Raw genomic sequence first — 20,231 nt, forward strand, 5'->3', positions numbered from 1 at the left:
TTACGAAAGCCGCGATGATGCCATTTGCCTTCAATGCGCCGTCCGACGATAAATCCGAGCTTGAGGATGCCGGCGATTTCACGCCGCGGTTTGACGACCGCGGCCTCATCACCGCGATCGTCACCGACGCCCATGACGGTGAGTTGCTGATGGTGGCGCATATGAATGCGAAGGCGCTGGCACTGACCATCCAGACGAAGCAGGCGCATTACTTCAGCCGCTCGCGTGGCAAACTGTGGCTGAAGGGCGAAACATCCGGAAACATCCAGACGGTGAAGGAAATCCGCACCGACTGCGATCAGGACGCAATTTGGCTAAAGGTCGAAGTTGCGGGCCATGATGCGACCTGCCACACTGGTCGCCGGTCATGCTTCTATCGGACGGTCAACCTCGAAGACGGCAAGCCGATGCTTGAGATCGTCGATGACGAACGCCAGTTCAATCCGCATGAGGTTTACGGAAAAGAGCCCTAAACACTGAAAACCGTATCTTTTTGAACCAAGAGTGTTGGCCATACACCAATTTGAAAGGGTGACGGGACACTTATATTGATCCGAGTGTTCTGCCAGTGAGGAGGCGTGCGATGGTGAGCTGGAGTTTGATCCGTCAAGGCTCCGAAGCAGGCACGTCCGATGCTGGCATCTCCACGGCCTCCGAGATCAAGCTGCCCGTTCCACTTCCCAACAAGCCGAAACTCGCGCTTGCCCTTGGCGGCGGTGCTGCGCGCGGCTGGGCGCATATCGGCGTACTGCGGGCGCTCGACGAGGCCGGCATCGAGATCGGCATGATCGCCGGAACCTCGATCGGCGCACTGGTCGGCGGCTGCTATCTTGCCGGCAAGCTCGACGAGCTGGAGACGTTCGCGCGGTCACTGACCATGCGCCGGATCGCCAGCCTGCTTGATCTCACCATCGGCGGCAGCGGGCTGTTCGGCGGCATGCGGCTGACCAAGCGGATGCAGGAGCATCTGGAAGGGCTCAACGTCGAGGATCTCGACCGGCCTTTCGTGGCGGTCTCCGCGGAAGTCAACACCGGCCATGAGGTCTGGATCGCCAGCGGCTCGCTGATCACAGCACTCAGGGCATCCTATGCGCTCCCCGGCATTTTCGAGCCGGTTCGCAGCAATCATCGGACGCTGGTCGATGGGGCGCTGGTCAATCCCGTTCCGGTTTCCGTCTGCCGCGCCTACGAACAGCCGCTCGTCGTCGCCGTCAACCTCAACTATGACCTCTACGGCCGCTCGGCGGTGGTACGCCATACCGCCAGCCTGACGCCATCTGAGGTGCAGAAGCAGGAACATGCCCCCTATGCCAAGCTCGGCATGACCGGGGTGATGGTGCAGGCGTTCAACATCATCCAGGACAGGATTGCCCGTGCCCGGCTTGCCGGCGATCCGCCTGACATTTCGCTGCAGCCGCGGCTGAGCGATATCGGCCTGTCGGAGTTTCACCGGGCCGGCGAAGCGATCGAACGCGGCTATCAGGAAGCCACGGCGCGGCTTCCCGAACTGAAGCGGATGCAGGAGCTGTTCGCCGGCTCCAGCTGAGAAAGCCGGCGTGATTTCTTTGACCTGTCCGGCTCTCCGGTCAGCCGGCGATATAGGCCTTGATTTCCTCGGCCTCACGCTCGACCTGGGCGATGCGGGTCTTGACGACGTCACCGATCGAAATGATGCCGACAAGCTTTCCCGACATTTCGACCGGTACGTGGCGGAAGCGCCGGCTGGTCATCAGTTCCATCAGTTCGTTGACGGTCGTCGCCTCGTTGCAGCGATAGACCTTTGATGTCATCGCCGTTGCCACCGGGTTATCGAGACAGCCCGACCCCGATTTAGCGATGGCGTGGACGACATCGCGCTCGGTGAAAATGCCGGAAATCTTGTTTTCCATCCCGACGATGACAATGGCACCGATCTTCTTCTTCGCGAGAATCGCTGCCGCCTCGGAAACGGTCGTATTCGGCCCGGCCGTGACGACATCTCTGCCTTTGGCATCCAGTATGGCTTTGACTGTATTGGACATTTGAACCTCCTATGTCGAAAGTGAGACACTTCAGCTGATCACAGGCATCCGCGGCGGTCTCTCCTCCCAACGCGGATCAGTTCGAATGGTGCACTTCAATCATCAGGATTGCAATATATCCGATTTGTCTGAACTATCGGGCACCTCGGGCAGTGGCCGGTCGAATAGCGAGAACAGCAGGAAGCCGAAGATGAAGCCGCCGATGTGTGCATCCCATGCGATCGGCTGGCCGGCATCGCCGATCAGTGGAATGCCGACCGCGATCAGGATATTGCCGACGAACCAGAACAGCATGAACATGACGACGGTGCGGCTGCGAAATGTCTCGGCGATCGACAGCCGCGGGTTCAGATGCGTCGGCAAAGCCACCCGGCGCTCCGACGGGAAGGCAAAGCGGCAGGCGGCCCCCATCAGCGCCGACACGACGCCGGACGCCCCGATCAACACGGTCGGATCCCCCCAGTTCAATGCAACATGAAGGGCCGCGGATGCCGCGGATGCCAGCACCCAGAAAACCAGGTAGCGAACCCAGCCGATCCGGCGGGCAACCGGAGCGCCGAAGGCCATCAGCCAGAGGCCATTGAACAGGATGTGTTCGAGATTGCCATGCAGCAGCGAATAGGTCAGCGGCGTCCAGAAGAGTTGCGGCCCCTGCTCCGATAGCGATGTTGCATAGCGAAGCGGAATGAAGCCGAAATCGAAGAACAGCTCATCGATACCGCTGTCGGACAGGATCAGCGCCTGAACGGCGTAGATGGCAGCGAGCAAGGCGAGCGTCGCAAGCACAACACCCGGGAGATTGAAAACGGGCGTGCGCGGCGGCTTCGCTCTTGGCTCAATGGCCTGATGCGGCTCGACTGAATCGTCCATTTCAATCCTCATTCGACACGGGAACACTGGCTTACAGGAGGGAAGGTCAAAAAAAAAGCCGTTCGGCAATGAACCGAACGGCTTGTCGAGCGCCCCCGGGAATGAACCCGTGCCCGGACAGTCTGTGCTGAACTTCCCAAAGCAGGAAGCGATGAGCAAACAGTGCCACGCCGATGCCGCAGGCACAATCGAAACTCTTTCTTAACCTTAACCGGTCCGGTCTGGCATGAAACCCGCATAGACAGCGACAAGGCGGCCATGATGGTCGCCGTTTGATCCGAAATGAAACAGATCGGCAGGCATATGCGTCTCAATACCACCATCCAGCTCTTCGATTACTGGAACAAGCTGCGCGGCAGCGAGATCGCGCCCCTGCGGTCGCAGGTGGAGCCGGGTGATGTGCGCCAGATCCTGTCCAGCCTTTTCATGCTCGAAACGACCGCGGCAGGCCGCATCACGTTCCGGCTCGCCGGAACACGGATCTGCGACCTCTTCGGACATGACCTTGGCGGCAGTTGCCTGTCTGATCTCTGGGCACATGGCCATGAGGACATCGAGAAGACGGCCATCGGCGTCATGGAGCACGGTATCCCGGCGCTGCTGAACGCCACCGGATACAGCACGGCCGGCCACCGTGCCGCCTTCGAGATCATCCTTCTGCCGCTCCGGTCCAACGAGGGCGACTGTGACAAGCTCATTGGCGCTATTGCGCCGGCGGCCGTTGCCAGTTGGCTGCAGGTGGTGCCGCTGCAGTTCCTCGCCCTTGATCGCAGCCGCCTGCTGCATGAACAGCTGGAGCCGTCGGCAATCGCCGAGCAGACCGCTGCAGCAGACCTCAATCCCGCAACTTCAGGCAGCGGTTCGATCGCCGACACGCTGCGTCGGATTATGTCCAGCCTGATCGATGAACCCGCCAACCAGGACGCACCATCCAGACACTACCGATAGCGGTAAATCACACCTGTCGGGACAACCTTCTGTTAATGGATTGGGCGTATTGATCGACGCTAAGCGATTTTTCAAAGAAGCCCTTTAATGCACGCATTCGCGCAAGCTCAGACGCAACGGACTGCGCCTCGCCTTGAACAAGGTGCATTTCAGCGCGTGCCCATTAATATGCAGGGCCGCCTGATGCTTTCCAATTACGAGGAATTCGAGTGCCTGGTCATCGATATGTCGCCCGGCGACATGTATGTGACCTGTCAGGGCCGTCCGCGTGCCAATGAGCGCGTGGTTGCCTATATCGATCATCTCGGCCGCGTCGAAGGCTATGTGCAGACCATAGATACCCGCGGCTTCAGCATGTCGATCCATGCGACCGAGCGCAAGCGCGAGAAGCTTGCCGCGCAGCTGACCTGGCTTGCCAACAAGCACGAACTCGGGCTGCCGGAAGATCGTCGCCACGACCGTCTGACCCCGCGCGAAACCCAGACGGAAATGACGCTCGAGGACGGCACGCTTTATATGTGCCGCATCATGGACTTGTCGCTTTCTGGTGCGGCCGTCGATGTCGATGTTCGCCCTCCCATCGGAACGCCGCTGCGTCTCGGAAACATGCGCGGCCGCGTCGTGCGCCATTTCGTCGAAGGCGTCGCCATCGAGTTCCTGTCGCTGCAGTCGCGCGACACGCTGCGCGAATTTCTCTGATCACCGTCACGTCGGCTTCATAAAGCTGATAGATGCAGGTTGCCGTAACGAGGTGCCTGCATGTCGATTCTTTTTCCTGAGATTGCAGCCTATGAGCACGGATTCCTCGATGTCGGGGATGGCCAGCAGATCTATTGGGAGACCTACGGCAATCCCCTTGGTCGGCCAGCGCTTTACCTGCACGGCGGACCGGGCTCCGGCTCGTCGCCATCAGCCGCACGCTATTTCGATCCTGCCGAATGTCGGATCATCCTGTTCGACCAGCGCAACTGCGGCCGCAGCCTGCCGAGTGCAGCCGACATGGAGACCGATCTGTCCGCGAACACGACGTGGCACCTGATCGAAGACATCGAGAAACTCCGACGTCATCTCCAGGTGGAAGAATGGGTCCTGTTTGGGATATCCTGGGGATCGACGCTTGCCCTTGCCTATGCGCAGTCGCACCCGGATCGCGTCGTGGCAATGGTGCTTTCCGGCGTGACGACGACGCGCCGCTCGGAAATTGAATGGCTGACGCGTGGCATGGCGGCACTGTTTCCTGCAGAATGGCAGCGGCTCAACGATTCACTGCCCGGTGACATGAAAGCCATCGGCGTGCTCGAGGGCTATCGCCAGCTTCTCAATGGGCCGGATCTGGAAACGCGCCTTGAGGCTGCCCGCAATTGGCATGATTGGGAAGCGGCATCCATTCTGCTTGCCAACCCCGGTGGATTTCCGCGGCGCTGGCGCGATGCGAACTACATGCTGGCACGCGCCCGGATCGTGACACACTACTTCAGCCACGCCGCCTGGCTGGAAGACGGTGTGCTGTTACGGGACGCCTGGAAGCTCGCCCCGATCCCCGGAGTTCTTGTTCAAGGTCGCCTCGACCTCGAAGCGCCGCTGACCACGGCCTGGGAATTGGCCAAAGCGTGGCCGGGGAGCGAGTTGGTGATCGTCGAAAATGCCGCCCATTCGCCCGATCATGATGGCATGGCGCGCGCAATCATTGGTGCGACCGGGCGTTTTGCGAATTTTTTCCAAAAATAATCTTTGGCGCCCTGCGCTGAAAAGCGGCTGCAGAGGCTGAATTTGAGGCTGGTTTCGACCGATGAGCGGCCGCAATGCCATGAAAACGGCGGGACGGACATAATGAAGAGAATGTTAGCAAAAATGCAAACCCGGCTCCGGCGTTAATCTTTTGCGCCGAAACGAGCCATTTGAGGGCTTCGGGGCTTTTCGGAAAAGCTACAATTTGAACTAAATTTAGCGAAAACCTGGTTCGAATTTTCGTCAAATTCGATGTTGATTTTAGGCAAATTCGATGCGCTTTTGAATCAACTAAGCCTTTAATTTTGCTAGTGAATTTTGCGCCGAATAAAAACACGTCTGGCAATGTCTCCTCACAAACGGGGACATACAAAATGACGATAGCAAATTTCATCAAGGGCGGCCTCGCCGCTGCTGCGATGGTCATGACGATGGCAGGTGCTGGACAGGCCGCCTACCAGAGCATGACCGTTCTGGGCAACACCAGCCCGCCGATCGGCGCCTATCAGTTCTGCAAGGAAATTCCGGCGGACTGCAGCAACCCTGCCGGCGATGAGGGCGCCATGGTGCTGACCCAGGACAGCTGGAAAGCCATCTTGAAGATCAACTATCAGGTCAACTCGTCGATCACGCCGATGACCGACATGGAGATCTACGGCGTCGAAGAGCGCTGGGCCTATCCGCGCACCGTCGGCGACTGTGAAGACTACGCGCTGCTGAAGCGCAAGATGCTGATCGATGCGGGCTTTTCGCCTTCCGATCTGCTGATGACCGTCGTATTGCAGCCGAACGGCGACGGCCATGCGGTCCTGACCGTGCGCACCGATCGTGGAGACTTCATTCTCGACAACATGCGCAACAAGGTGATGCTCTGGGCAGATACCGAATACACCTACCTCAAGCGTCAGTCGGCCGATGATCCGGCGCGCTGGGTCAAGCTGCAGGACGGCCGCGCCGTGGCTGTCGGCAGCGTCAAGTAATCCTACCCGCCGGAGCAATCCGGCGGCCAAGGCAAGGCGACCGGTCCGTCCCCGCATCCCCGTCCCGACCGGCGTCTTCAGAGCCGCTCCTGCTGTCCCAGGAGCGGCTCGTTTTTTATGGGGCAGAGCGCCCTGATTAACGTTTAATTAACCACGATAGCCGGATCATGACACCAGACATCAGCGATACCGGCGGCTCACGTTTTTCCTGCGACGGTCAGATATCCGAAAGCCGTCATGCATCAGGCCATCCAGACTGCCAAGAGCGTTGAGGAAGCCCCTCTCCTTTCGACAGGATTTCTCATTCGTGTCACCGCGGCGATTGCGCTGCTGGCCGTCCTGACGATTGCGATCAGCATCGGGGGCCGCTGGTTCGGAGCGCGGGTATCGCTGGCCGGAAACACCGACAGCACAATGCCCGTCACACTGACGATCGGCCGCGACACGCTGCAACTGCCTGAAAACACCCTTCGCTTCCCGAGCCAAAGGCGTAGCGGCACTTCCGAGCGCGCCGACCTGTACCTCGCCTGGCCGCAGATGCAGGGCTACACCAAGGAAAACCGCGACCGTTTCGACAATGTCGCCGAATCGGCCGATCTGGTTTTCCTGCAGATCACCCAAGCGACGATGTCGCGAGATATGTCGGGCCGATTCGAGCCGATCTACTCGCACCTGATCGAAACGGACCCTCAACCGTTCGCCAACGGAATGACGCTGCACCGGCTTCGTGCCGATGCCGGATATGGCGACGAGGTGCTGCTGACGGCACCGCGCAAGGGCCAGCCCGACTACGTGGTGCGCTGCGTTCTTCCTGCTGCAGCTGAGGCTGCCACCAGCGGCGATTGCCAGCGCGACATCAAGATCGGTCGCGATTTAAGTGTGCTTTATCGGTTCTCCAGCCGTCATTTGGCGGAGTGGGACCATATTGATGCCGCTATTGCGCAATTTGTGGAAACGCGCCTCGTGAACCATTCCGCGACAAGCCGGTAGAATGGTCCGAAACGGCGAAACAAACGATTAATCATAAACGTATTGGTAACCCGGGACGGCTACCTTCAATGAGGTTGATCGTGCGGGACATGCGCGATCCCGGTTCTTTCCAAACTGCAAGCAAAGAGTGAAATAGTGTCAAGGTCAGCTTCTTCCGCATCCCCATCCCGCTCCAGCAATTTCCTGATCAAGGCGATCGTTGCGCTGTCCATGGCAGTTGGAATGATCGGCACGAATGCAGCTGATGCCGAAGCAAAGGCTGCCAATTCCAGATATGCCGGGATCGTCGTTGACGCCAATACCGGCAATGTCCTCTACAGCGAAAATGCCGACCGCTTGCAATATCCGGCTTCGCTGACGAAGATGATGACACTGTATCTGACGTTCGAGGCCCTGGAGCAGGGTCGTATCCGTCTCGACACCGCTGTCCCCTTTTCGGCTCACGCTTCCGGCCAGGCCCCAACCAAGCTCGGCGTTCGCCCGGGCGGCACGATTTCGGTCGAGCAGGCGATGCTCGGTCTCGTGACGCTTTCGGCCAACGATGCAGCAACGGCCCTCGGCGAACTTCTCGGCGGCAACGAAGACCGCTTCGCACAGATCATGACCGCCAAGGCGCACGCGCTCGGCATGACCCGCACCACCTACCGCAATGCCAACGGCCTGCCGAACACGGCGCAGATGACCACCGCCCGCGACCAGGCCCGTCTGGGAATCGCGCTGCGCCAGCATTTCCCACAGTATTTCGGCTATTTCTCCACCCAGAGCTTCAAGTTCGGCAATCGCATCATCCGCAGCCATAACCGCCTTGTCGGTTCCGTGCGCGGCGTCGACGGCATCAAAACCGGCTACACCCGTGCAGCCGGCTTCAATCTGGTCAGTTCGGTCCAGGTCGATGGCAAGTCGATCGTCGGTGTCGTGCTCGGTGGCGCGTCCACGCCTGCCCGTGACAACCAGATGCGCAATTTGATTGCCTCTTATCTCCCGAAGGCATCCAGCCGGGGTGGCTCGTCCAGCCTCGTGGCTCAGGCACCGAAGATTTCCACCGAGACCGTTATCCCGGTCACCGTTCCGAAGCAGGAAATCGCTTCCGTCGCGGCGGCCGTCGAGTTGCCGCGCAGTCATCCGGCTCCGACCGCGCGTGACCAGGTGGCATCGGCGCAGGTCGCCTATGCCGATACGTCGTCGGCGAAGTCCGACAATCCGCTGCTCCAGGAAATGCCGCAGCCGACGCGGGTGAAGACGCAGCCGGTCAAGCAGGCTTCCGTTGCCGTGCCGACGCCTGCGCCAGCCTATATGCCGCCGGAACAGGGTGACACTTCGATCGACACTGTGACCACCGCTTCGACCAAGGAAGTTCAGCCGAGTGGCTGGGTCGTCCAGATCGGCGTTTCCGCCAGCCGTGAAGCAGCGATGGATCTGCTCGACGGTGCCAAGACCAAGGGCGGCAAGGCGCTGCGTTCCGCCAAGCCTTTCGCCATTGCCTATGCCGGCAGCTATCGCGCTCGTTTCGGCGGCTTCGATGACCAGAAGGATGCCGTCAACGCCTGCAACTCGCTGAAGCGTGCCGGCGTGAAATGCTGGGCCGCAGCCCAGTGATGACCAAGACTGCCGCCTATCGTGTTCAGGCGGCAGACCGGAATACGGCCTTGATCGGTGTTCGCGATCTGGCCGGACTTCTTAGACCTGATGTGTATTGCGTACGGGGATAACTATGGCGATCAACGAGAATGTTCCGGAATTTCCGTCTGAAGGTCGGTTGACGGGGAGAAATCCTCGCTCTGTGCTTCATCCACTGCACGAAGCGGCCATGCGCCTTGCCGAGATCGGCATGCCGCGGCCGAAGTCGAAGACGGCAAAGACCAAGGATCTGATCAATATGCTCTTATCGCACGGCGCGCGCGCCTGGCGGTATTCGCAGCCGGAAGCGAGCATCCACCTGCACGTCACCAACCCGGAAGGCCGGGCGCCGGTGAAGCTCCGGCTTCGCTGATCCGGCATTCTGACAGAGCAAAGACCTGTCAGAGAAGACCGAGTTCCGAAAGCTCGCGGCGCAGGTCCGCGGGCATTTCGGCGATGCCTTCGCCGAGCGTATGCAGGTCACGCGGCGTGTCGTCCTCGGGATAGTAGCGCCAGCCCTGAAAGGCGCGCTTCGGCTGTACGGAGGTCTCGATGACCTCGGGGCCGAGCACCAGATGGCAGCGACCAATGCCCTCGCCATCGGTGAACGTCTGGATATCGAGCAACTTCTGGCGCGCCTGCACCTGGCCCTTGATCACCCAGTAAAGCGATCCGCCGTCCAGCAGTTCGTCGGCCCGCTTCGGGGCCATGCGCGTGGTGTGGACGGAGTGAGGCTCGAGGCCGGCTGCAATCGCCCGCAAGGAGCGTTCCGCCACCCATTCGCGCAGATCGTCGATCGAGTCGGCGCCGACGCACAATTTGATAAGATGCAATGCCATGCTGCCGTTGAAATCCTTTTGCCGGGCAGCGTCAAGCGGACAACAAGCCGCTGACAGCAGTGTGCAACAATTTTCCACCGTCTGCGACCAAGGCAACCGAACACCCCGGCCAAACGCCGGGGTGTTCAGCTTTCAACATTCGACGACATTGACGGCAAGGCCGCCGGTCGAGGTTTCCTTGTACTTTTCGTTCATGTCGTAGCCGGTCTGGCGCATGGTCTCGATGCAGGCGTCGAGCGGCACGAAATGCCTGCCATCGCCCTTGAGCGCCAGCGAGGCCGCCGTCACCGCCTTGACGGCGCCAAGCGCGTTGCGCTCGATGCAGGGGACCTGGACGAGGCCGGCGACCGGATCGCAGCTCATGCCGAGGTGATGCTCCAGCGCGATCTCCGCAGCATTCTCGATCTGCTCGGGCGTACCGCCCATGACCGCAGCAAGCCCGGCCGCTGCCATAGCGGCAGCCGAGCCGACCTCGCCCTGACAGCCGACTTCGGCGCCCGAGATCGAGGCGTTGTGCTTGATGATGCCGCCAACGGCAGCCGCCGTCAGCAGGTAGTCGCGGATGCCGTTCTGGTCCCAGTCGTCGTGAAAATGCTCGTAGTAGCGGATGGTGGCCGGGATGACGCCGGCGGCGCCATTGGTGGGTGCGGTCACAACACGGCCGCCCGCGGCATTCTCCTCGTTGACGGCCATCGCATAGACGCTCAGCCAGTCGTTGGCGAGCAGCGGATTGATGCGGTTGCTGCGCCATTCCTCCTCGAGCTTGTCGTGGATGGCGCGGGCGCGGCGGCGCACATTCAGTCCACCGGGCATGATGCCGTCAACCTTCAGCCCGCGTTCGATGCAGGAGCGCATCGCATCCCAAATCCGGTCGAGGCCTTCGTCGAGCTCTTCGCGGCTGCGTTGGCTTTCCTCGTTGGCCCGCTTCATCTGGGCAATCGAGATACCGGAGCGCGCCGCCATTTCGAGCATCTGCTTGGCGGTGGAAAAGGGATACGGCACTTTGGCGGCATCGGACGGCATCTTCTTCTTGGCCCGCATGCTCTCTAGCTCGGTGTCGGTAACGACGAAGCCGCCGCCGACCGAATAATAGACGCGGCGGACGAGCATGCGACCGTCCTTGTCGAAGGCAGAAAACGACATGCCGTTGGCGTGGCCCGGAAGCGGCTGCTTCTTGTCGAACACCAGATCGATCTTCGGCTGGAACTGATAAGCCGGATGGCCCTCGGGCGTGATCCGGCCTGAGCGGTCAACGCGCTCGATAATGCCGTCCATCTTATCAGGATCGACGCTGTCGGGCAGTTCACCCATCAGGCCGAGGATGACGGCCCTGCCCGTTCCATGGCCAATGCCGGTATGGGCGAGCGAACCGTGCAGGCTGACCTTGATCGACGCCACCTGGGCACCGGAGGAAGGGCGTGGCCATTCGTCCGACAGAATCAGATCGAGAAAGCGGTTGGCCGCCGTCATCGGGCCCATCGTATGCGAGCTCGAAGGGCCGACGCCGATCTTGAATACGTCGAAGACAGAGAGGAACATGCGTGCGTCCTGTTTAGAATTTGCTGATCCAAGCTACGCCAGTGCGGCTTGTGATCCATTCGATGCACCGACATAGCATTTCATGGCTGCGACATCATCCTGTGAAAGGTTCGATATCGACCCGTTGTGCGGTCCGCGCTTCTGTCTATAGACTGACAGCGTCTAGAGGGGACTGAATCAACATAATGATGACGACGGCAGATTACATCGCACTGGGCTTCTTCGCGCTCATCTGGTTCGGCTATTCCAGGCTGCTGCGCGGCGCCAACCTGTTCGGGCGCACCAGCCTGACGCATGCGATGATCGAGCGACGACGGGAGTGGATCTATAACTCGCTGCGCCGCGACCTGAAGATGATCGATACGCAGATCATGGCCGGCCTGCAGAACGGCACCGCCTTCTTCGCCTCGACGTCGATCTTTGCGGTCGGCAGCTGCTTTGCGCTGCTGGGCGCCACCGAAAAGGTCGATGCGGTGTTCGCTGACCTGCCCTTCGTGCTGCACAGCGGCCACGCCGTGTTCGAAATGAAGGTCGGCGGGCTGGCGGGGCTGTTCGGCTATGCCTTCTTCAAGTTTGGCTGGTCGTACCGTCTGTTCAACTACTGCACCATCCTGTTCGGCGCGATCCCGATGATGCGTGACACGGAGCGCGACATCATTGCGGCAGAGCGCGCCGCCGAGCGGGTGATCCGCATGAACATCATCGCCGGCGGTCATTTCAACGAAGGGCTGAGGGCGATCTTCCTGTCGATCGGCTATCTCGGCTGGTTCATCAACCCCTATGTATTCATGGCGACGACGACGACGGTGATCGTGGTTCTGACGCGGCGGCAGTTCTTCTCGGAGGCGCGCCTGGCGATCATGGATGCCGCGCCGCCATCAAATCTCCACCTTTCTCCTATTCCCCCGAGCAATCCGTCGGCCGACGGAAACGACTCATCCGGGGGATTGTGAATGACTGTTCCGGCAACGGAAGCTGCAGCGGGCGCAAGGCCGCCGCGGATCGGCTTGCTCGATACGGCGCGCGGCGCGGCGCTGATCGCGATGGCGACCTATCACTTTACCTGGGACATGGAATTCGTGGGGTATCTCACGCCCGGGACAGCGGAAACCGGCTGGTTGAAGCTTTACGCCCGCGCCATCGCCTCGACCTTCCTGTTCATCGTCGGCATCAGCCTGGTACTGGCCAATACGCCGGAGACCCGCTGGACGTCGTTCTGGAAGCGGTTCGGGATGATTGCAGCGGCATCGGTGTTGATTTCGGCTGCAACCTTCTTCCTGATGCCGGGCGAATGGATCTTCTTCGGCATCCTGCACTGCATCGCCATCCTCAGCATTGTCGGTGTGCTGCTGGTACGGCTTCCCCAGGCGGCGATCATCGCGATCACGGCTGCCGCCACCGTCGCCTGGCTCGCCGATACCTGGATTTCGCCTGGTGTGCTGCGTTGGGAGCTGTTCAATCCGCGCTATCTGGCCTGGATCGGCTTTGCCGAGATGCCGCAGCGGTCGAACGACTATGTGCCGCTGTTTCCCTGGATGGTGCCGTTCCTGCTCGGGCTGACCAGCGCATCGATCGCACTGAAGACCAACCTGCCCGCCAGGCTTGCAAGGCTCGGCACCGGCTCGAGCCTGCTCGCAAAGGCCGGACGGCACAGCCTTGCCTTCTACCTCATCCACCAACCCGTGCTGATCGCGATCGCCTTCGGATTGGCCTATATCGTGCCGCCAGCGAAGCCCGATCCGGTTCAGACATACCTGCAGCAGTGCAACACCTCCTGCAGTCTGCAGGAAGGTGAAGCGCTGTGCCGCAGCTTCTGCCAGTGCACGCTCGAAAAGCTGCAGACACAGAAGCTGTTCACGCCGTTTCAGTCAGGTGAGATCAGGTCAGACGACGAGCGCATTCTCGGGCTCGCCAGCGAATGCAGCGTGGCACCGCAATAGATCAGGTGCCGACGCCGATTTCCGCGAGACGCCCGAGGCAGGCTTCCTCGATATTGTCAAGTTCGGTCAAGGTATCTTCGATGTCCTTGCGCTTCTGGCGCAGGTCATCGCGCTTCTCGTCGATGCGCTTCATCAACAGCTTGAGCTGGCCGAGTTCGCCCGGCGGCTCCTTGTAGACCTGGATGATTTCGCGGATTTCTGCGATGGTGAAACCGATACGCCGGCCACGCAGGATTTCCTGGATCAGGCGACGATCGGTCGGGCGGAACAACCTTGTGCGACCGCGGCGCTCGGGATGGATCAGTCCCTCGTCCTCATAAAAGCGAAGCGTGCGCGTCGAAACTCCGAATTCACGCGTCAATTCAGTGATGCTATAGTACTTACTTACCGGCATGGATCCCTCGATTTTCAGGAACCCATAATATTGACTTTTACGTAATAGTCAATTTGCGCAACTCGCTTTAGAGTTGATTATATTCCAAACCACCACGTGGCGATGCCGAGGAAGGCAAAAAAGCCGGTGCAGTCGGTGACGGTCGTCACGAAAACCGACGAGGCAATAGCCGGATCCGCGCCGACCTTATCCAGCAACAACGGTAAAAGAATGCCGGCGACGGCAGCAGCGAACAGATTGATGATCATCGCCGCGCCGATGACGCAGCCGAGCTGGTAGTCGTGGAACCACAAGCCTGCGATGGTGCCCATGATCACCGAGAACATCGCGCCATTGGCAATACCGACGGCCACTTCCCTGCGGATGACACGGCCGGCGTTGTAGATATCGAGATCGCCGGTGGCAAGGGCTCGCACCGTCACCGTCATCGTCTGGGTACCGGCATTGCCGCCCATCGACGCGACGATCGGCATCAGCACGGCGAGCGCGATCATTTTTTCGATCGAGCCATCGAACAGGCCGATGACGCTGGCCGACAGAAGTGCTGTGCCGAGGTTGATCAATAGCCAGAGGAAGCGCGACTTCACCGTCGAGAAGACATTGTCCGACAGCTCCTCATCGCCGACACCGCCGAGGCGCTTGATGTCCTCGTCGGCCTCTTCGTGGATGACATCGACGACGTCGTCGATGGTCAGCACGCCGACCAGCCGATCGTTCTCATCGACGACGGCGGCGGAGAGAAGGTCGTACTGCTCGAACAGCTGCGCCGCCTCTTCCTGGTCCATCTCCGCCGGAATCGGGTGGTTGGTGGCGCGCATGATCGTTTCGATCTTGTTCTGCCGCTTGGTGCGCAGGATCTTGTCGAGATCGATGGCGCCGAGCAGCTTGAACGTCGGATCGATGACGAAGATCTGCGAGAAGGAATAGGGCAGGTTTTCCTCGTCGCGCATGTAGTCGATCGTCTGTCCGACCGTCCAGAACGGCGGCACGGCGACGAATTCCGTCTGCATGCGGCGGCCGGCCGAACTTTCGGGATAATCCAGCGCACGGCGCAGGCGCACGCGCTCGGTGAACGGCAGCTGCGCCAGGATCTCTTCGCGGTCTTCCTTGTCGAGATCTTCGAGAATGTAGACGGCATCGTCCGAATCGAGATCGCCGATCGCAGCGGCGATCTGGTCGTTCGGCATCTGATCGACGATCTCGCGGCGGATCGCCTCGTCGACCTCGGTCAGCGCCGTCATGTCGAACTGGTCGCCGAGCAGGCGGATAAGCGCAAAGCGCTGCTCCGGCTGAATCGATTCCAGCAGATCGCCCAGTTCGGATTCATGCAGGCGGGCGACGTGCTGGCGCAGGAAGATGGTGTCGCGGTCGGCAATGGCTGCGCCGACAAGCGCCAGGAAATCGCTGCGGACGTTGCCGTTCTCGTCGTAGAGGTCGGCTTCGCTGTCATCCGGACGTGCGCGGACGAGCTCTTCTGCTTCGTTCGTCATCCCCTGCCGCCCTCGCATCTCTCTCGAAGTTTTAGCAGACTTCGATACGCCGGAATTCAATCCGTGCTAACGGAAAGCCATTGGCGCGTCCAGCGTTAAACCGTTCATGTAGATGACAATTCGCCAGTCTGCCGATAGTTTCGGCCGATCATGAATCAGGAGAGGTTTTCTTGGTCGTCCGCCCCATTTTGCGCTTCCCCCACCCTGGCCTGAAAACCCGATGCGAAGCCGTCACCGTGTTCGGTGATGAACTTCGCGCGCTCGCGCTAGACCTGCTGGATACCATGCGCGCCGCCCCCGGCGTCGGCATCACGGCAGCGCATATCGGGGTGTTTCAGCGGGTGACGGTGATCGAGCTCAGTCGCGAGGACGGAGTGCGGACATACGTCAATCCGGAGGTTGTTTCGTCGGCTGCGGTGGAAAGCCGCAACACCGAGGGCAGCGTCTCGATGCCAGGGATCACCGATGAGATCGTCAGACCTGGTGCAATCCGGTTTCGGTATCGCGATCTCGACGGCGTCGCGCACGAGGAGGACGCCGAAGGCTTTCTCGCCATCTGCATCCAGCACGAGATCGACCAGCTCGACGGGATCTTCTGGCTACAGCGTCTCTCGAAGCTGAAGCGTGACCGGCTGGTGAAGAAATGGGACAAGGCGGGCGGCTGATCCCTGCCCTTGCCTTACATCTCAACCGGGGCGTGCAACTGCGGCTTCGTCACTTCGGCAGCCGGCGCATGCGAGGCCAGTTCCTCGGGCGTCACGAGACCGCCCGAGATCAGCAGCTTGGCGGCGTCCTCCGGCGACATGTCGAGGAGCACGATCTTTTCGCGCGGCACGAAAATCAGGAAGCCGGCCGTCGGCACCGGGGTCGGCGGCAGGAAGACGCTGACCATGTCGTGACCCATGGCGTTGAACTTCGAAGCGATCTCGCCCTTGGCATCGGTGGCGATGAACACCATCGACCACAGGCCGGGGCTCGGATACTCGATCAGCCCGACCTTCTTGAAGGAATTGCTGCGCTCCTTCAGAACCGTCTCGAATATCTGCTTCACGCTCTTGTAGATGACGCGGACCAGCGGCACGCGGCGGACCAGCGATTCGCTGAACCGGACGATCGACTGGCCGATCAGGTTCTTGCCGAGAAAGCCGATCAGGGTGATGATGATCAGGCCGATCAGCAGGCCGGAGCCGGGAACCGCGAAATTCAGATAGTTGTCGGGATCGTAGCGGGCCGGAAGATAAGGCTTCACCCAGCTATCGGCCCAGCGGACCACCGACCATGTCAGCCACAGCGTAATGGCGATCGGCGCACAGATGATGATGCCCGCCAGAAAGTTGTTTCTGATGCGCGCGGCGATCGACAGTCGGGGCAGTTTTTCCGTCATCGTTTGCGGATGAACTCCGTTCAGCATACCGGCAATCGGAAATCAGTGCCCCCGTGCTTTCCGGGGCAAAAACTGCCAGACTTTGCCGCGTCGCACAAGCCTTTGTCAGCCAGCGGTCACTCGACCGTGACCGACTTTGCCAGATTGCGCGGCTGATCGACATCGGTGCCCATGAACACTGCCGTGTGATAGGCGAGCAGCTGGATCGGCAGCGAGAAGATCATCGGCGCGATGATTTCATCGACAACAGGCAGGACGATCGTCGCCATCGTCGGCAGCTTCGAGGCCGCCGCTCCCGCCTCGTCGGTGATGAAGATGATCCGGCCGCCGCGGGCTGCGACTTCCTGCATGTTCGACACGGTCTTTTCGAAGAAGCGATCGTATGGCGCGATGACGATGACGGGCATGTTTTCGTCGATCAGCGCGATAGGGCCATGCTTCAGCTCACCCGCAGCGTAACCCTCCGCGTGGATGTAGGAAATCTCCTTGAGCTTCAGCGCGCCTTCCATGGCCAGCGGATAGCTGGTACCGCGACCGAGATAGAGCACGTCGCGGCATTTCGACAGCTCGCGCGACAGTGTTTCCATCTGCGGCTGGATGGCGTTCAGCACGCGGCTCATGATGCGCGGCATTTCGGCCAGGTGGCGCACCAGTTCCTTTTCCTGCTCGGGGCTGACCGTTCCCCTCGCCTTGCCGGCGCCGATTGCCAGCGACGCTAGGACGGCAAGCTGGCAGGTGAAGGCCTTGGTCGAGGCGACGCCGATCTCAGGGCCGGCCATGATCGGGAAGACGGCGTCCGATTCGCGGGCGATGGTCGATTCCCGGACGTTGACAACGGCGCCGATCTGCAGCCCGTTGTCCTTGCAGTAGCGCAGCGATGCCAGCGTATCGGCGGTCTCGCCTGATTGCGAGATGAAGAGTGCTGCCTGGGTCGGCGACAGCGGCATTTCGCGATAGCGGAATTCCGACGCCACATCGATCTCGACAGGCAGGCGTGCATAGCGCTCGAACCAGTACTTGCCGACGAGGCCGGCGAGATAGGCGGTGCCGCAGGCCGAGATAGCGAGACCGGTCACCGACTTGAAATCGATGGCGGCGACGTTGGCGCTGACCGTGTTGCTGGCGAAATCCACGTAGTGGCCGAGCGCATGGGAGATGACCTCGGGCTGCTCGTAGATTTCCTTTTCCATGAAATGGCGGTGGTTGCCCTTGTCGACGACATAGGCCGTGGTCTGGGAGATCTGGCGCGGGCGCTTGATCTCGTTGCCGGCGAAGTCGAGGATGGTCGCGCCGTCCCTGGTCAGGACCGCCCAGTCGCCATCGACCAGATAGGTGATCTCGTTGGTGAAGGGCGACAGCGCGATGGCGTCGGAGCCGAGGAACATCTCGCCCTTGCCGTAGCCGATCGCCAATGGCGGGCCGGAGCGGGCTGCCATGATCGTGTCGGGATCGCTCTGCAGCATCACGGCGAGCGCATAGGCGCCGGTGACGCGGTTAAGCATCGTCATCATCGCGGCGCGCGGCTTGAGCCCCTCGCCGAGATACCTGGCCATCAGGTGGGCGACGACTTCGGTGTCGGTCTGGGTTTCGAAGACCGCACCTTCGGCGGTCAGTTCATCGCGCAGCTCGGAAAAATTCTCGATGATGCCGTTGTGGACGACGGCGACGCCCTTGACGAAATGCGGGTGGGCGTTGGTCTCGTTGGGAACGCCATGGGTGGCCCAGCGGGTGTGGGCAATACCTGTGGTGCCGGCCAAAGGCTCGGCGTCGAGGCGCTTTTCGAGGTTGAAGAGTTTTCCTTCGGCACGGCGGCGTTCCATCACGCCGTTGTGGATCGTGGCGACGCCGGCGGAATCGTAACCGCGATATTCCAGCCGCTTCAGCGCATCGACCAGACGCACCGCAACCGGACTATTTCCAACGATACCAACAATTCCGCACATATAAAAAATCCCCAAGACCGACAATTGCCGGCAGTCGTAACAATTTTCTCTTTTTTCTCAATCGGCCAGATGGTCACTTTCGGTGACCGGCCGTTACGAAGGACTGTCAGCCCTTCGCCTTTTTCGCTGCCTTGATGGCCAGCGCGCGTTCGCGCAAACCGGTCGCCCGACCGGGCTTCGTCTCCTGCCGCGCCCGGCCGAAGGCCAGCGCATCGGCCGGGACGTCTTCGGTGATGACACTGCCCGACGCGACATAGGCGTTGTCGCCGATGCTGACAGGTGCAACCAGCGACGAATTCGAGCCGACGAAGGCATGGGCGCCGATGACGGTCTCGCTCTTGTTGACGCCGTCATAGTTGCAGGTGATCGTGCCTGCACCGAGATTGGCACCGGCGCCGATCCTGGCGTCGCCGACATAGGTCAGATGGTTGATCTTGGCGCCCTCGCCGACCCTGGCGTTCTTCACTTCGCAGAAATTGCCGACCTTCGAGCCTTCGGCAAGATCGGCACCCGGCCGCAGCCGCGCAAACGGCCCGACCGTCGCACCGGCACTGACATGCGCGCCTTCGATATGGCAAAAGGCATGGATGATCGCACCGCCATCGATGACGGCGCCCGGGCCGAAGACGACGTTCGGCTCGATCAGCGCATCTTGGCCAATCACGGTGTCGTAGGACAGGAAAACCGTTTCCGGCGCGATCATCGTCACACCCGAAATCATCAGCGCGTGACGGCGGCGTTCCTGCCAGAGGCGTTCGATGACGGCGAGTTCGGCGCGGGTGTTGGCACCTGTCATCTCGACCTCAGGCGCATCGACGGCCGTCACGCGGGCGCCGAGCGAACGGGCGATCTCGACAACATCGGTCAGGTAGTATTCGCCCTTGGCATTGCTGTTGCCGATGCGCGACAGCAGATCCAGCGCCTTGGCGCCATTGATCGCCATCAGGCCGCTGTTACACCAGGTCACGGTACGCTCGGCGTCCGTGGCGTCCTTCTCTTCGCGGATGGCGATCAACTCGCCGTCCTTGACCAACAGGCGGCCGTAACCGGTGGGCTTGTCGCTGTGAAAGCCGATGACGACGACATCGCTGCCATCAGCCAGCGCCTGGCGTGCAGCCTTCAAGGGTGCGTCGGTCTGCAGGGGAACGTCGCCATAGGTGACGATGATGTCGTCATAGCCGCGGGCGATGGCCTCGCGGGCTGCGAGAACCGCGTGGCCGGTGCCCTTGCGTTCCGTCTGCAGGTAGGTTTCGATCTCGACGCCATCGATGCTCGCTGCCTTCGCCACCGCCTCGGCATCGCGCCCGAGCACAAGCGCCACCGACGAAATATCGGTATGGGCGACGGCTTCGACGACATGGGCGATCATCGGACGGTTCGCGACCGGATGCAGAACCTTCGACTTCGACGATTTCATTCGCGTGCTGTCACCGGCTGCGAGAATGACGGCAAGGCAAGTGCGTTCCATGGTTTGCTCCCGAGAATCCGATAAAGGCGCGTTGCCGCCTCATAGCAGCAACACGGAGAAGGGACAAAGATCAAAATGGA

21 protein-coding genes are annotated in these 20,231 nt (G+C 60.8%); 12 read left to right on the forward strand and 9 right to left on the reverse strand.

The features are described 5' to 3' along the window. Positions 1-14: 14 nt before the first annotated feature. Both hisI and GVL52_RS04110 read left to right on the forward strand, forming a co-directional pair. Entirely contained in the window at positions 15-473 is a 459-nt protein-coding gene (gene hisI / locus GVL52_RS04105) for a phosphoribosyl-AMP cyclohydrolase (protein ID WP_160004166.1), read from the forward strand. 110 nt (positions 474-583) lie between these two features. Continuing rightward, positions 584-1,546, forward strand: a complete 963-nt coding sequence (locus GVL52_RS04110) for a patatin-like phospholipase family protein (protein WP_160004168.1) — start codon at positions 584-586, stop codon at positions 1,544-1,546. A gap of 40 nt (positions 1,547-1,586) precedes the next feature. Here GVL52_RS04110 and GVL52_RS04115 read toward each other — a convergent pair whose 3' ends face one another. Together GVL52_RS04115 and GVL52_RS04120 are read right to left on the reverse strand one after the other, a co-directional pair. After that, a complete protein-coding gene (locus GVL52_RS04115; protein ID WP_160004170.1) occupies positions 1,587-2,021 on the reverse strand; it encodes a CBS domain-containing protein in 435 nt (144 codons plus the stop codon). A gap of 102 nt (positions 2,022-2,123) precedes the next feature. Further along, entirely contained in the window at positions 2,124-2,891 is a 768-nt protein-coding gene (locus GVL52_RS04120) for a rhomboid family intramembrane serine protease (RefSeq protein WP_160004172.1), read from the reverse strand. Between the two features lie 303 nt (positions 2,892-3,194). On the opposite strand from GVL52_RS04120, the gene GVL52_RS04125 reads away from it, so the two are divergent. The 7 genes from GVL52_RS04125 (at position 3,195) to GVL52_RS04155 (ending at position 9,527) form a co-directional block, all read left to right on the forward strand. Beyond that, positions 3,195-3,839: a PAS domain-containing protein gene (locus GVL52_RS04125; protein ID WP_160004174.1), complete on the forward strand. Its 645-nt coding sequence runs from the start codon at positions 3,195-3,197 to the stop codon at positions 3,837-3,839. 87 nt (positions 3,840-3,926) lie between these two features. Then, positions 3,927-4,538 (forward strand): PilZ domain-containing protein, encoded by a 612-nt coding sequence (locus tag GVL52_RS04130; RefSeq protein ID WP_160004176.1) that lies wholly within the window; start codon positions 3,927-3,929, stop codon positions 4,536-4,538. 60 nt (positions 4,539-4,598) lie between these two features. Next, on the forward strand, positions 4,599-5,567 hold the full coding sequence (gene pip / locus GVL52_RS04135) for a prolyl aminopeptidase (protein WP_160004178.1): 969 nt from the start codon (positions 4,599-4,601) through the stop codon (positions 5,565-5,567). A gap of 374 nt (positions 5,568-5,941) precedes the next feature. After that, positions 5,942-6,547, forward strand: coding sequence for a transglutaminase-like cysteine peptidase (locus tag GVL52_RS04140; RefSeq protein WP_160004179.1), 606 nt, complete (start codon positions 5,942-5,944; stop codon positions 6,545-6,547). 237 nt (positions 6,548-6,784) lie between these two features. Beyond that, positions 6,785-7,537, forward strand: a complete 753-nt coding sequence (locus tag GVL52_RS04145) for a hypothetical protein (RefSeq protein WP_160004180.1) — start codon at positions 6,785-6,787, stop codon at positions 7,535-7,537. Positions 7,538-7,651: 114 nt separating this feature from the next. Further along, the gene (locus GVL52_RS04150; protein WP_200847773.1) at positions 7,652-9,133 is read left to right on the forward strand and encodes a serine hydrolase; all 1,482 of its coding nucleotides are present in this window, start codon (positions 7,652-7,654) and stop codon (positions 9,131-9,133) included. A gap of 115 nt (positions 9,134-9,248) precedes the next feature. Continuing rightward, positions 9,249-9,527, forward strand: coding sequence for a hypothetical protein (locus GVL52_RS04155; RefSeq protein ID WP_160004181.1), 279 nt, complete (start codon positions 9,249-9,251; stop codon positions 9,525-9,527). Between the two features lie 28 nt (positions 9,528-9,555). Here GVL52_RS04155 and GVL52_RS04160 read toward each other — a convergent pair whose 3' ends face one another. Together GVL52_RS04160 and GVL52_RS04165 are read right to left on the reverse strand one after the other, a co-directional pair. Beyond that, the gene (locus GVL52_RS04160; protein ID WP_160004182.1) at positions 9,556-9,993 is read right to left on the reverse strand and encodes a DUF1489 family protein; all 438 of its coding nucleotides are present in this window, start codon (positions 9,991-9,993) and stop codon (positions 9,556-9,558) included. A gap of 132 nt (positions 9,994-10,125) precedes the next feature. Continuing rightward, on the reverse strand, positions 10,126-11,532 hold the full coding sequence (locus GVL52_RS04165) for an L-serine ammonia-lyase (protein WP_160004183.1): 1,407 nt from the start codon (positions 11,530-11,532) through the stop codon (positions 10,126-10,128). Between the two features lie 188 nt (positions 11,533-11,720). Here GVL52_RS04165 and GVL52_RS04170 point away from each other — a divergent pair, with 188 nt between their 5' ends. Together GVL52_RS04170 and GVL52_RS04175 are read left to right on the forward strand one after the other, a co-directional pair. Beyond that, a complete protein-coding gene (locus GVL52_RS04170) occupies positions 11,721-12,485 on the forward strand; it encodes a DUF599 domain-containing protein (protein ID WP_160004894.1) in 765 nt (254 codons plus the stop codon). Then, positions 12,486-13,472 carry a heparan-alpha-glucosaminide N-acetyltransferase gene (locus tag GVL52_RS04175; RefSeq protein WP_160004184.1) on the forward strand — a complete coding sequence of 329 codons (987 nt, stop codon included), beginning with the start codon at positions 12,486-12,488 and terminating at the stop codon, positions 13,470-13,472. It begins immediately after the preceding gene. Position 13,473: 1 nt separating this feature from the next. Here the strand turns inward: GVL52_RS04175 and GVL52_RS04180 are convergent, their stop codons facing one another. Together GVL52_RS04180 and mgtE are read right to left on the reverse strand one after the other, a co-directional pair. Then, on the reverse strand, positions 13,474-13,866 hold the full coding sequence (locus GVL52_RS04180) for a MerR family DNA-binding transcriptional regulator (RefSeq protein ID WP_160004185.1): 393 nt from the start codon (positions 13,864-13,866) through the stop codon (positions 13,474-13,476). Positions 13,867-13,943: 77 nt separating this feature from the next. Then, on the reverse strand, positions 13,944-15,356 hold the full coding sequence (mgtE, locus tag GVL52_RS04185; RefSeq protein WP_160004186.1) for a magnesium transporter: 1,413 nt from the start codon (positions 15,354-15,356) through the stop codon (positions 13,944-13,946). Between the two features lie 170 nt (positions 15,357-15,526). Between mgtE and GVL52_RS04190 the strand changes: the two genes are divergently transcribed. Continuing rightward, positions 15,527-16,021, forward strand: a complete 495-nt coding sequence (locus tag GVL52_RS04190; RefSeq protein WP_160004187.1) for a peptide deformylase — start codon at positions 15,527-15,529, stop codon at positions 16,019-16,021. A gap of 14 nt (positions 16,022-16,035) precedes the next feature. Here GVL52_RS04190 and GVL52_RS04195 read toward each other — a convergent pair whose 3' ends face one another. From GVL52_RS04195 to glmU, 3 genes are all read right to left on the reverse strand, one after another. Beyond that, positions 16,036-16,740: a DUF502 domain-containing protein gene (locus GVL52_RS04195; RefSeq protein WP_160004188.1), complete on the reverse strand. Its 705-nt coding sequence runs from the start codon at positions 16,738-16,740 to the stop codon at positions 16,036-16,038. A gap of 116 nt (positions 16,741-16,856) precedes the next feature. After that, the gene (gene glmS / locus GVL52_RS04200) at positions 16,857-18,683 is read right to left on the reverse strand and encodes a glutamine--fructose-6-phosphate transaminase (isomerizing) (protein WP_160004189.1); all 1,827 of its coding nucleotides are present in this window, start codon (positions 18,681-18,683) and stop codon (positions 16,857-16,859) included. A 106-nt stretch (positions 18,684-18,789) separates the two neighbouring features. Beyond that, the gene (gene glmU, locus GVL52_RS04205; protein ID WP_160004191.1) at positions 18,790-20,151 is read right to left on the reverse strand and encodes a bifunctional UDP-N-acetylglucosamine diphosphorylase/glucosamine-1-phosphate N-acetyltransferase GlmU; all 1,362 of its coding nucleotides are present in this window, start codon (positions 20,149-20,151) and stop codon (positions 18,790-18,792) included. Positions 20,152-20,231 lie beyond the last annotated feature (80 nt).

This window comes from Rhizobium sp. 18055, from assembly GCF_902706285.1.
GTDB lineage: Bacteria > Pseudomonadota > Alphaproteobacteria > Rhizobiales > Rhizobiaceae > Rhizobium.

Excerpts from the sequence above, each read along its gene's own strand:
- hisI (WP_160004166.1), top strand. The coding sequence starts at position 15 with ATGATGCCATTTGCCTTCAATGCGCCGTCCGACGATAAATCCGAGCTT.
- GVL52_RS04110 (WP_160004168.1), top strand. The coding sequence starts at position 584 with ATGGTGAGCTGGAGTTTGATCCGTCAAGGCTCCGAAGCAGGCACGTCC.
- GVL52_RS04115 (WP_160004170.1), bottom strand. The coding sequence starts at position 2,021 with ATGTCCAATACAGTCAAAGCCATACTGGATGCCAAAGGCAGAGATGTC.
- GVL52_RS04120 (WP_160004172.1), bottom strand. The coding sequence starts at position 2,891 with ATGGACGATTCAGTCGAGCCGCATCAGGCCATTGAGCCAAGAGCGAAG.
- GVL52_RS04125 (WP_160004174.1), top strand. The coding sequence starts at position 3,195 with ATGCGTCTCAATACCACCATCCAGCTCTTCGATTACTGGAACAAGCTG.
- GVL52_RS04130 (WP_160004176.1), top strand. The coding sequence starts at position 3,927 with ATGCACGCATTCGCGCAAGCTCAGACGCAACGGACTGCGCCTCGCCTT.
- pip (WP_160004178.1), top strand. The coding sequence starts at position 4,599 with ATGTCGATTCTTTTTCCTGAGATTGCAGCCTATGAGCACGGATTCCTC.
- GVL52_RS04140 (WP_160004179.1), top strand. The coding sequence starts at position 5,942 with ATGACGATAGCAAATTTCATCAAGGGCGGCCTCGCCGCTGCTGCGATG.
- GVL52_RS04145 (WP_160004180.1), top strand. The coding sequence starts at position 6,785 with ATGCATCAGGCCATCCAGACTGCCAAGAGCGTTGAGGAAGCCCCTCTC.
- GVL52_RS04155 (WP_160004181.1), top strand. The coding sequence starts at position 9,249 with ATGGCGATCAACGAGAATGTTCCGGAATTTCCGTCTGAAGGTCGGTTG.
- GVL52_RS04160 (WP_160004182.1), bottom strand. The coding sequence starts at position 9,993 with ATGGCATTGCATCTTATCAAATTGTGCGTCGGCGCCGACTCGATCGAC.
- GVL52_RS04165 (WP_160004183.1), bottom strand. The coding sequence starts at position 11,532 with ATGTTCCTCTCTGTCTTCGACGTATTCAAGATCGGCGTCGGCCCTTCG.
- GVL52_RS04170 (WP_160004894.1), top strand. The coding sequence starts at position 11,721 with ATGACGACGGCAGATTACATCGCACTGGGCTTCTTCGCGCTCATCTGG.
- GVL52_RS04175 (WP_160004184.1), top strand. The coding sequence starts at position 12,486 with ATGACTGTTCCGGCAACGGAAGCTGCAGCGGGCGCAAGGCCGCCGCGG.
- GVL52_RS04180 (WP_160004185.1), bottom strand. The coding sequence starts at position 13,866 with ATGCCGGTAAGTAAGTACTATAGCATCACTGAATTGACGCGTGAATTC.
- mgtE (WP_160004186.1), bottom strand. The coding sequence starts at position 15,356 with ATGACGAACGAAGCAGAAGAGCTCGTCCGCGCACGTCCGGATGACAGC.
- GVL52_RS04195 (WP_160004188.1), bottom strand. The coding sequence starts at position 16,740 with ATGACGGAAAAACTGCCCCGACTGTCGATCGCCGCGCGCATCAGAAAC.
- glmS (WP_160004189.1), bottom strand. The coding sequence starts at position 18,683 with ATGTGCGGAATTGTTGGTATCGTTGGAAATAGTCCGGTTGCGGTGCGT.
- glmU (WP_160004191.1), bottom strand. The coding sequence starts at position 20,151 with ATGGAACGCACTTGCCTTGCCGTCATTCTCGCAGCCGGTGACAGCACG.